Annotated in this window: 10 protein-coding genes; 3 read left to right on the top strand and 7 right to left on the bottom strand. The window is 64.4% G+C overall.

What is annotated here, in order from left to right; all coding sequences use genetic code 11:
* Positions 1–123: 123 nt before the first annotated feature.
* Genes LOM8899_RS13610 through LOM8899_RS13595 form a run of 4 tightly spaced genes read right to left on the bottom strand, consistent with a single transcriptional unit; the run spans position 124 to position 3,500 of the window.
* Positions 124–1,368, bottom strand: coding sequence for an MFS transporter (locus tag LOM8899_RS13610; protein ID WP_093992784.1), 1,245 nt, complete (start codon positions 1,366–1,368; stop codon positions 124–126).
* Positions 1,365–1,754: a VOC family protein gene (locus LOM8899_RS13605; protein ID WP_093992783.1), complete on the bottom strand. Its 390-nt coding sequence runs from the start codon at positions 1,752–1,754 to the stop codon at positions 1,365–1,367. Before LOM8899_RS13605 ends, LOM8899_RS13610 begins: the two co-directional genes overlap by 4 nt.
* Positions 1,755–1,806: 52 nt before the next feature.
* Positions 1,807–3,126 (bottom strand): homoserine dehydrogenase, encoded by a 1,320-nt coding sequence (locus tag LOM8899_RS13600; RefSeq protein ID WP_093992782.1) that lies wholly within the window; start codon positions 3,124–3,126, stop codon positions 1,807–1,809.
* Positions 3,127–3,179: 53 nt separating this feature from the next.
* Positions 3,180–3,500: a hypothetical protein gene (locus tag LOM8899_RS13595; RefSeq protein ID WP_133065033.1), complete on the bottom strand. Its 321-nt coding sequence runs from the start codon at positions 3,498–3,500 to the stop codon at positions 3,180–3,182.
* 270 nt (positions 3,501–3,770) lie between these two features.
* Between LOM8899_RS13595 and LOM8899_RS13590 the strand changes: the two genes are divergently transcribed.
* On the top strand, positions 3,771–4,724 hold the full coding sequence (locus LOM8899_RS13590; protein ID WP_093992994.1) for an NAD(P)-dependent oxidoreductase: 954 nt from the start codon (positions 3,771–3,773) through the stop codon (positions 4,722–4,724).
* 164 nt (positions 4,725–4,888) lie between these two features.
* Positions 4,889–5,386, top strand: coding sequence for a hypothetical protein (locus LOM8899_RS13585; protein WP_093992780.1), 498 nt, complete (start codon positions 4,889–4,891; stop codon positions 5,384–5,386).
* Here the strand turns inward: LOM8899_RS13585 and LOM8899_RS13580 are convergent.
* Genes LOM8899_RS13580 through LOM8899_RS13570 form a run of 3 tightly spaced genes read right to left on the bottom strand, consistent with a single transcriptional unit; the run spans position 5,383 to position 8,160 of the window.
* Positions 5,383–6,009: a TadE/TadG family type IV pilus assembly protein gene (locus LOM8899_RS13580; protein WP_093992779.1), complete on the bottom strand. Its 627-nt coding sequence runs from the start codon at positions 6,007–6,009 to the stop codon at positions 5,383–5,385. The genes LOM8899_RS13585 and LOM8899_RS13580 overlap by 4 nt on opposite strands.
* A gap of 1 nt (position 6,010) precedes the next feature.
* Positions 6,011–6,556, bottom strand: a complete 546-nt coding sequence (locus tag LOM8899_RS13575; protein ID WP_245820533.1) for a TadE/TadG family type IV pilus assembly protein — start codon at positions 6,554–6,556, stop codon at positions 6,011–6,013.
* Positions 6,553–8,160: a TadE/TadG family type IV pilus assembly protein gene (locus LOM8899_RS13570; RefSeq protein ID WP_168770546.1), complete on the bottom strand. Its 1,608-nt coding sequence runs from the start codon at positions 8,158–8,160 to the stop codon at positions 6,553–6,555. Before LOM8899_RS13570 ends, LOM8899_RS13575 begins: the two co-directional genes overlap by 4 nt.
* 373 nt (positions 8,161–8,533) lie before the next feature.
* Between LOM8899_RS13570 and LOM8899_RS13565 the strand changes: the two genes are divergently transcribed.
* Positions 8,534–9,976 (top strand): Glu/Leu/Phe/Val family dehydrogenase, encoded by a 1,443-nt coding sequence (locus LOM8899_RS13565; RefSeq protein ID WP_245820532.1) that lies wholly within the window; start codon positions 8,534–8,536, stop codon positions 9,974–9,976.
* Positions 9,977–9,979: the final 3 nt, after the last annotated feature.

Raw genomic sequence — 9,979 nt, 5'->3', positions numbered from 1 at the left:
TTGTTTTTCCGGTTGCTTTCGACCTAGCCGCTGCGTTCCGCGTGGGCAACAGTGTGAACGCTAACGGCCCGAAAAACCCTTTGGATATTGCGTCGGTGTGCCGTCGGTATCGCGGCGGTGTCATTATCCGCCGACGCGCGGGTCCTGTGCCTGCGGTTCTCCCACCGGTTCGACCCCGATCCGCCGTGCGGCCAGCCAGAGCGTGCCGAGGCAGAGGCATCCCGCCAGCACATACCAGCCCAGAATCCGCTGGATGTCTGCGTAGGGCATCAGCCCCACGTCGCTCGTCGACAGGGCTGACAGTCCCAGCGTGCCTGCAAAGAGCAGCCGCCCCGCGAGGCTCTTGACCGAGAGGTAGGTTGCCCGGCTGTCGTCGCTGAGCAGCGGCTGGATACGCCCGATGATGAACGGCCGCGACAGCGCATCCGGCACCATCCGCAGGAACAGGAACCCGATCGCCAGCGCCGAATTGGTCAGTGCCAGCACGCCCGCCAGACCGATTTGCATCCCGAAGGCCAGCAACAGGATGGCCGCCAGCCCGACCCTTTGCCGCAGTCGCAGCGCCACCAGCGAGGCCGCCAGCGAGATCAGCATCATCACTGTGCTCACCGCCCCGCTGACCAGCGGCGCTTCGGAGGCGAGGCCGGCCCGGTCGAGCGCTTGCAGGATGAACGGCTGCCCAAAGATGAACGGCAGGTGGCTGAAGACATACATCAGCACGCCGACCACGAAGAGCCAGACCAGAACCGGATTGGTCAGCGCCGCCCGCAGCGTTCCGAGTCGGATCACCTCCGCCCCTTCGGGCCGCACCTTTGGCGGTTCGTCAAAGGCGAATGTCACCCCGAGCAGCGCCGCATAGGCCACCGCCGCCGCAAAGAACGGCAGCGTCGCCCCCCAGAGCGTCATTGCACCCCCGAGCACCGCCGAGAGCGCCAGCCCGCTGAACGACCAGCGCCACGCGATCAGTTCCTGCCGCTCGATTTCCTGCCCGCGCCCGTCCGCGGCGAGCGATTCGTAGAGCAGCGCCTCGTCGGTGCCGGAGGCGAACGCCATCGAGGCGCCGAGCAGGATTTGCCCGGCGGCGAAGGCCATGAAGCTGTTTCCAAGTGCCAGCAGCAGCGCCCCGCCCAGCCCCGCCACGGCGGAGGCCAGCAATGTCCGCCGCCGTCCAAGCCTGTCGGACATGTAGCCCGAGGGCACTTCGAGCACCGTCGTGCCGATGTCGTAGATCGCGTAGAGCAGGATCGCTTCGGCTGCCGAGAGGCTGTTCTGAAAATAGAGAAACCAGACCGCCTGCCAGAACGTCAGGTTCCGCAGGAAGCGGGACCAGCGGTAGAGCGGGATATTGCGGGCGGAGGAACCGTTCACTCAGGTGCCGGGCCGTGGCAGACGGCTTCGATATTGTTCCCGTCGGGGTCACGCACGAAGGCACCGTAGTAATCGGCGTGATACTGTGGCCGCAGCCCCGGCGCGCCGTTGTCGACCCCGCCCGCCGCCAGTGCCGCGCTGTAGAAGGCATCGACCTCTGCGCGGCTCGCCGCGCTGAACGCAAAGTGCAGCGGCGGCGTCTGCGCCCCGTCTTCGGACAGCCAGAACACCGGCCGGTCCTGTCCGTAGCCGCCGACCTTGACCCCGTTGGTGAACTCAAGCGGCACCACCATCAGGAGCGACGCCCCGATCGGGGCGAGGGCCGCATCGTAGAAGTCGCGAGCCTTGTCGAAATCCGAAACACTGATGCCGCTGTGGTCGATCATGCCGCCTCACTGACGCTGCGATGATCGGACTATGGCACCGAACGCCGCAAACTCAAACGGCTTCGATCCGGATCGCGACCGGGGTGCCGTGAACGACTCTCGTCTTGCCAAAGCCTTCAATGGCCTCGTCGAGCGCCATGCGGGTCGTTTTGTGCGTGACGATCAGCACCGGGGCGCTGGTGTCGTCGTGCCCGTATTGCCGCATCCTGTCGATGCTGATCCCGGCCTCGCCCAAGGCACCGGCGACCTTGGCCAGCGCCCCCGGTTTGTCGACCAGTTGCAGCCGCAGATAATACGGTGCGGGCACCGCCGCCCGTGCCGCACGTGCGGCCCGCAGCCCCTTGGCCGGTTGCCCGAAGGTCGGCAGCCGCAGCCCGCGCGCGATGTCGATGATGTCGGCCATGACCGCGCTGGCCGTTGGCCCCGATCCGGCCCCGGCGCCGCGCAGCACGATCTGCCCCACGGCGTCGCCTTCGAGCACGACCATGTTGGTCCCGCCCTGCAACTGCCCAAGAGGCGAGGTGTCAGGCACGAGGCAGGGCGACATCCGCTGCTCCAACCCGCGCCCGGTCATCTGGGCGACGCCGAGCAGCTTGATCTTGTAGCCCATGTCGGCGGCCTGGGTGATGTCTTCGATGGTGATCGCGCCGATCCCTTCGAGCTCGACCGCGTCGAAATCGACCTGCGTGCCAAAGGCGATGGCGGCCAGCAAAGCCAGCTTGTGCCCGGCGTCGATGCCGCCGACGTCGAGATTGGGATCGGCCTCGAGATAGCCCAGCCCGTCGGCCTCGTCGAAGGCCTGCTGATAGGTCAGCCCGGCATTCTCCATCCGCGTCAGGATGTAGTTGCAGGTGCCGTTCATCACGCCCATGACGCGGGTGATTTCATTGCCTGCCAGCCCCTCGGTCAGCGCCTTGATCACCGGGATACCCCCTGCAACCGCGGCCTCGAACCGGATCAGCCGCCCGGCCTCTTCGGCCGCCACAGACAGCGCCTGACCGTGCAGCGCCAGCAGCGCCTTGTTTGCCGTCACCACGTCCTTGCCTGCGGCGATGGCCGCTTCGGTGGCGTCCTTGGCGGGGCCGTCGGAGCCGCCCATCAGTTCCACGAACACGTCGATATCGTCGCGCTGCGCCAGTGCCACGGCGTCGTCTTCCCAGTCGTAGGCCGAGAGGTCGATCCCCCGATCCTTGTCGCGGCTGCGCGCCGAGACGGCACTGATCGTCACGCCGCGTCCGGCCCGCGCGGTCATCAGATCGCCATGCGTCTGGATGATCTGCACCAGCCCGGTGCCCACGGTCCCCAATCCGGCGATCCCGAGGCGAAGCGGGGCGGCGGCGTTTGCGGCGTCGGATTTGGCGGTGTCGGGCATGGCGGCGCTTTCAAGCTGGAGAGGTCTGCGAGGCTGTTAGCCTGTCCGGGGGATCAGTTCAACGCTGCGAGCGCGGCGGGGTCGATCCCGGCCCGCATTCGCGCCCTTGTGCCGCTGTCGATCACGCTGCGTCCGCGCAGGGCGGCGGCCCGGGCGTTGAGCGCGGCAATGCGCCCCGCCGGCGGCGGCAGCACAGCGACGGGCTGTTCACCGCGGGCCAGAATCGGCCCGATCGGCACCAGCGTGGGCCAGCCGGCAGAGCCGCTCTCGCTGGCGCCGGGGATCACCGGATCCGGCCATTCGCCGCAGCCGGCCAGCAGCGCCAGCGCAAGCAGCGCGGCGGGGAGCGAAATGCGGGTGTGCAGCGAAGCCAAGACAGCGGACCTATTCAGAGCGTTGCGGCACAGTATCCTAACCATGTCCGAGGGCAAGCCGCCCTGCCGGACGTCGGTCCCTTTGCCGGTGTCGGGATACGGATATTTTTGACCCAAAGAAGCGGGGGGCATTGCCCGGGTGCAAACCGGGCCGCTCCGGTGGCCGACGGGGGCGTTTTGGTCTGCAGCGGCCGGTAGAGGTCGCCTTTGGGCCAGACGACGGGATCGTCGTGGCCCGATCCTGATCCGGACAATGCGAAGGAGAGCCAAATGGCGGTTGGATTTATCGGGCTGGGCAACGTGGGTGCCAAGCTGGCGGGCAGCTTGTTGCGCAACGGGCAGGACCTTTGGGTGCACGATCTGGATCCGGTCTTGGTGGGCCAGATGGTGGCCGCGGGCGCGACTGCCGGTGAGAGCCCGGCCGAGATGATGCGCCGCTGCGATGTGGTGATCACGTGCCTTCCGTCTCCCGCCGCGTGCTCTGCGGTGGTGGAGGCGATGCTGCCGGAGGTGACCGCCGGCAAGATCTGGATCGAGATGTCGACCACCGATGCCGACGAGGTCAAGCGCCTTGGCGCGGCAGTGATTGCCGCGGGCGGGCAGGCGGCGGAGTGCCCTGTTTCGGGGGGCTGTCACCGCGCGGCCACCGGCAATATCAGCATCTACATGGGCGGCGACCGGGAGACCTTTGATGCGGTGCTGCCGCTGCTGACCGTCTTGGGGCGCCGGGTCTTGCACACCGGTCCGCTGGGCAGCGCCTCGACCTTGAAGGTGATGACGAATTACCTCGCCACCGCGAATTTGCTGACCCTTTGCGAAGCCCTCGTGACCATGAAGGCGGCGGGCCTCGATATGGCGACCACCTATGAGGCCATCCGCATTTCGTCGGGCACCTCCTTTGTCCACGAAACGGAGAGCCAGATGATCCTGAACGGCTCGCGCGACATCAACTTCACGATGGATCTGGTGAAGAAGGATATCGGGCTGTTTCAATCCATCGCCGAGGCCGCAGAGGTGCCGCTGGAGATCAGTCCCCTGATGGTGTCGATCTTTGAGGATGGTATCAGCCGTTATGGCCCTCGCGCCCAGTCCGACCGCATCATCGAGCGGTTGGAGGAGGCGACGGGTCTGCAAATTCTGGCCCCCGGGTTTCCGGCCGAGATGGTCGATGACGAACCCGAAGAGCCGGGCTACGAGGTGGTGCCGGGCCGCGGTATGGCCTGACGCCGGACCGGGCCGGACGCCGCCGCGCCCGGTGCGGGCCGCCCCCCTGTGCGCCCCTGTGCGCCGCTGCGAGGGCGCGGCCCCCTGAGACCTTGCCTGCGTTTTGCTCTGGTCCGTGCGCCCGTCAGCGGCTAGGGGAGGGTGCTGTCAGGAGGAGGCCACGGATGCTGGAACCGGATGAGAACGGTGTTTTGTTGCGGTTGGCGCCATCCGCCGGCCGTCGGGTGATGGCGGTCGCGACCATCTATCTGCTCGGGGCGCTGCTGATCTGGATGGCTCTGGCACAGCCGCCGGCGCTGGGCTGGGCGGTATTTCTGATCGCGCTGGGCGCGTTTATCCTGTGGGCGGCCGAGCGGATGCGTCGCGCCACGTCGATGCGGCTGGAGTTGACCGAGGAGGGTCTGCGCGACTCCAGCGGCCGAGTGCTGGCCGATTGGGACGAAATCGCCAAGGTCGAGCGTGGCACCTTTGCCTTCAAGCCCTCGAACGGTTTTGTCCTGATCCTCAAGGAAAAAGGCCCGGGCGCCTGGGCGCCGGGCCTGTATTGGAGGATTGGCCGCAGGGTCGGCGTCGGGGGTGTGACCCCGATGCGCGAGACCAAGTTCATGGGCGAACAGATCGCGCTCAGCCTTGCCCAGCGGCAGGGAAACCTTGGCCTTTAGCAGGTGGCCGTGGCTTGCGTCGGATTGGTGTTGACCGAATTCCAGCAGAGCTGACCGGCGAAGCGTGGCCGTGTGACGATGATGTCGTCGAAGTCCATCAGCCCGATACCGGCGCCATAGATCGCCTTGTATTCCATCGAGGTCTGCACGACCACCGCGACAGACCCGTCGGCCATGTCAGGGATCAGGTGCCGCATCGCGGGCAGATCGCCGGTCGTCAGCACGCCGCCGCCGCCCCGGTTCTGCGACCAGCGCACGTTGAAGCTGTCGGAGTCCTGGTCATAGCTGATCACGGTCAGCCGCAGCCGGATCGGTTCCTGACGGTCCACGAGAAACCTTTGCAGGTCGTAGAGGCTGTCGAGATATTCCGGCGTGATGTAGGTCGTCTCGCGGCTGAGGATATCGCCGAGGGTATACCCTGCCTTGGTGTTCACGAATTGCGCCCGGTAGGCGTCGTAGAACACATACATCCCGAGAAAGGCCCAGATCATCAGCGGCAACATGCAGACCGCCTCGACAGAGACAGAACCGTCTTCGGAGCGGCGGATCCGCCGCAGGGCGCGGCTGGCCCAACCGAGCGGGCCCTTGCGCGTCCCGCGCTTTCGAGGAGTTTCTTGTGTCATATCAATTAGGCTCCACAACATAGGCCGCGGACGAGAACAGGGCGTAACGGTCGTTGTCGTCGCCGCCGCTCAGCTTCTCGCCGAAGCCCGCTTTTGGCGCGATCGGATCGAAGATGGCGCAGGCGCGCACGATCATCAGCTGGTTCGGCTGACCGGCCACGAATTGCCGCACCGGGGCGCTTGGGTCTTCGGCGTTGACGCAATCGGGGGTGTCGGGGATGTTTTGCCAACCGCGCGGATCGAGCGGGCGCATTTCCAGCCGCAACTCGCTCATGCAGTTGGGGATGATCACGGCCGCATCGCAGACCGCGGTTTTCATATTGGTGTGGTTGACCGGGTCCATCTGACCCAGCCGCACCTGCCGCACGGCGATGTCCAGCCCGCGATCCAGCATCACGTTGCGCGCCATCAGCATCCCAACCTCGAAGCTCGACAGGAAGAGCATCAGGAAGAACGGGACGAAGATCACGAACTCGATGGTTCCGTTGCCGGATTCGTCACGCAGAAACCGAGCGGCGATGCGGCGCATTTTCCGATTGATCATCATTGCACGAGCCTCAGTGAGGTGATGTTGGCGGCGATCGAGCTGAAGGCGGTGGAGATCTCAAGCCCGTTCACCCGGTAGAAGTGGCTAGGAGACGAGGCGCAGCTTTCCATCACGTCCGCTGCCCGGTCCGTCACCTCGAAACCGATGGCAAAGATGATGATGCCTTGGCTTTTGGCGGCGGTGCAGAGGTCATCCAGTCGTTCGTCCTTGTCCGCTGTCGTCGTGGTGGTGAACAGATCGTAGTACCAGTCGTTCCAGACGCTGTTGTTGTTGGTCTGACCCCGCCGGAAATACCAGGCGTGACCGTCAAGCGAGACCTCGTTGAACAGCTCCGGCCACGTCATCCGGTTGCCCGACCGCGAGTTGGTGAAGTTGTCGTTTTGCGGGCGGTAGTAATCCTCGTACCAGGTGCTGTCGCCGTCCCAGTTTCCCTGCTCTTCGTCTTGCACGTAGTAGACGCCGGAGGAGGCCTTCCACACATCGGAATCGCCTGACCGGTAGTTTGTGTCCAACTCGTAGTGCTGGGTGTTTTCACCGTCGGTCATGAGCACCATGACCTTGAGCGATCCGGTCGTGCCGAAATCCAACGGCCGCCCTGCGACGTCACCGGAGACCGCGCCGGCGCTGATCAGTCCGTTGACCACCGGCTGCGAGGAGGGGTCGAGCAAGGCGACGCCCCACTTTGCCCCCATCTCGATGGAGGTCCATTCATTCGATTGCAGGTTGGCGATCATTGTGTCGATCGCTCCTTCATTGGTGGCGAACGGCATCACATGCGCCCGGCTGTCCGGGTTGCAGACGAACCGCGACGCATAGCGGTTGCTCCAACTGGAGGCGTAGCCGTCCACGTCCACATGCGCGGCCTGATCGTAGGTCGCCGTGGTCGGCAGGGACGTCGTGCCGTATGTGCTGGCCGGCAGGTCGATGCAATAGCTGTATCCGTGGGCGTAATTGCGCGTGTATTGCGCGGCCAGAGCCGGCCCGAGGTTCACCTGGGTGGAGTAGGGCACGATCGACATCGACAGGGATTCGTCGTCGAACCCGTTGAACATTTCGCCCACGAATTCGCGGGCGGCGTTGCGCATGTTGACCAGCCGGTTGTTGCTGGCCATCGAGCCGGAGACGTCGAGCACGAGGCTGATCTCGACCTCGTCCAGTGCCTCGACGGCGGAGCTGGCGGCGGGGGAGGCCAGTTCGTCGACCCCGACCATCTGCATGAAGATCGTGTTCACCTCGATCGAGGCGGTCGCGGCGACTTCGCAGGAGTTGAACCCCTGAATGACGCTGACGCTGTCGAGTTGTTCTTCGAAGCCCGCCTTGAGCACGTAGTCGTTGACCACGGCTTCCGCGACGCCTTCGCCCTCGAGGCAGACGTCCAGGTCGGCCGCGGCCAGAACGGCCCGGTCGAGGGTGGATTGCAGTCGGGCCCGGTAGGTTTCGAACCGCATCATGTCTACGGCCATGCCGCCCACCATGAGCATCATGGCAAGGATAAACAGCGTGAAGACGACCATCGCGCCGTCTTCATCCCGCCGGAATGATTTGACCCGTTTCAGCGCCTCGCCCCCACGGCGCGCGAAAATGTGTCGTTGTGCGTCTCTCATATCGATCAGCATCCTTGTGGCTCGCAGCTCCGGTCTCTTTGCGGATCCCGGTCGGGCTAAGCAGATCTCTGCCCGTGAATGGCATAAATGCTCATGTTTTTGTGGCTGAAATGGGGCGAACGATTGGGCTAAGCGATGGCATTATATCGATAATTCGACACAGATTGCCGTCGGCCCGAGCATTGTCGTTTGTGCGGAAACGCTGCACTGTCAACGCTGTGCACACAAACCTTAAAGAACGGTGAATTTTCAAGTTTAGTCGTTTTTGAGCGGAGCCTTTACGAATCAGCGTTAGGGTGCGGTCAGCGGTCGCAGAAGGCGGCCGCGCATTCAGCAATAACGGGGCCGAATTGCCCCACGGAAGGACCTTTTCATGACCCAGAAAGCCGGCCAGGCGCCAGAGCCCAGTTTCCGCGAATCCGTTGACATCATGTTCAACAGAGCCGTCGCACTGATGGATCTGTCCCCGGGGCTGGAAGAGAAGATCAGGGTGTGCAACGCCACCTATACCGTTCGGTTCGGCGTGCGGCTTCGTGGTGAAATCAAGACCTTCACCGGCTACCGCAGCGTCCATTCCGAACACATGGAGCCGGTCAAGGGCGGTATCCGTTTCGCGATCGGGGTGCATCAGGACGAGGTCGAGGCTCTCGCCGCGCTGATGACCTACAAATGCGCTCTGGTCGAGGTGCCTTACGGCGGCTCCAAGGGCGGGTTGCGCATTGATCCCCGCGAATGGAACGAGCACGAGCTGGAACTGATCACCCGTCGTTTTGCCTATGAGCTGATCAAGCGCGACATGATCAACCCCGCCCAGAACGTTCCGGCCCCCGATATGGGCACGGGTGAGCGCGAGATGGCGTGGATCGCGGACCAATACAAGCGAATGAACACCACCGATATCAACGGCAACGCCTGCGTCACCGGCAAGCCCACCCATGCCGGCGGCATTCAGGGCCGCACCGAGGCCACGGGCCGCGGTGTTCAGTATGCGCTCCGCGAATTCTTCCGTCACCCGGAGGATGTGGCCATCGCCCGGATGTCCGGCACTCTAGACGGCAAGCGTGTGATCGTGCAGGGCCTCGGCAATGTGGGCTATCACGCCGCCAAGTTCCTGTCCGAAGAGGACGGCTGCAAGATCACCGGCATTATCGAGCGCGACGGGGCCTTGCACGATGAGGCGGGCCTCAACGTCGAGGCGGTGCATCAATGGATCATGAAACATGGCGGCATCACCGGTTATCCGGCTGCCAATACCCTGAAGGACGGTCAACAGCTTCTCGAAGAGAACTGTGACATCCTGATCCCTGCCGCTCTGGAAGGCGTGATAAACCGCAAGAACGCGCCCAAGATCAAGGCGCCGCTGATCATCGAGGCCGCGAACGGTCCGGTCACCGCCGGTGCCGACGAAATCCTGCGCGAAAAGGGAACGGTCATCATTCCCGACATGTATGCCAACGCCGGCGGCGTGACCGTGTCCTATTTTGAATGGGTCAAGAACCTGTCCCATATCCGCTTTGGCCGGATGCAACGCCGTCAGGAGGAAAGCCGCCACCAGCTGATCGTCGACGAGTTGGAGCGCATCTCCAAGGACACCTCGATCAACTGGACGCTCAGCCCCGGCTTCAAGGCGCAATACCTGCGCGGGGCCGATGAGCTGGAGCTTGTCCGTTCCGGCTTGGACGACACGATGCGCGCCGCCTATCAGGCGATGCGCGAGGTATGGCACAGCCGCGAGGAAGTGACCGATTTGCGCACCGCGGCCTATCTGGTATCCATCGATCGGGTGGCGGCGAGTTACAAGGCAAAAGGACTATAGGCT

It is taken from the genome of Flavimaricola marinus, assembly GCF_900184895.1.
Taxonomy (GTDB): Bacteria; Pseudomonadota; Alphaproteobacteria; order Rhodobacterales; family Rhodobacteraceae; genus Flavimaricola; species Flavimaricola marinus.
This window is presented reverse-complemented; position numbering and strand designations above follow the sequence as displayed.

Bases quoted from the DNA above. Each gene is read 5' to 3' on its own strand.
- LOM8899_RS13605 (WP_093992783.1), bottom strand. From the start codon at position 1,754: ATGATCGACCACAGCGGCATCAGTGTTTCGGATTTCGACAAGGCTCGC.
- LOM8899_RS13600 (WP_093992782.1), bottom strand. From the start codon at position 3,126: ATGCCCGACACCGCCAAATCCGACGCCGCAAACGCCGCCGCCCCGCTT.
- LOM8899_RS13590 (WP_093992994.1), top strand. From the start codon at position 3,771: ATGGCGGTTGGATTTATCGGGCTGGGCAACGTGGGTGCCAAGCTGGCG.
- LOM8899_RS13585 (WP_093992780.1), top strand. From the start codon at position 4,889: ATGCTGGAACCGGATGAGAACGGTGTTTTGTTGCGGTTGGCGCCATCC.
- LOM8899_RS13580 (WP_093992779.1), bottom strand. From the start codon at position 6,009: ATGACACAAGAAACTCCTCGAAAGCGCGGGACGCGCAAGGGCCCGCTC.
- LOM8899_RS13575 (WP_245820533.1), bottom strand. From the start codon at position 6,556: ATGATGATCAATCGGAAAATGCGCCGCATCGCCGCTCGGTTTCTGCGT.
- LOM8899_RS13570 (WP_168770546.1), bottom strand. From the start codon at position 8,160: ATGAGAGACGCACAACGACACATTTTCGCGCGCCGTGGGGGCGAGGCG.
- LOM8899_RS13565 (WP_245820532.1), top strand. From the start codon at position 8,534: ATGACCCAGAAAGCCGGCCAGGCGCCAGAGCCCAGTTTCCGCGAATCC.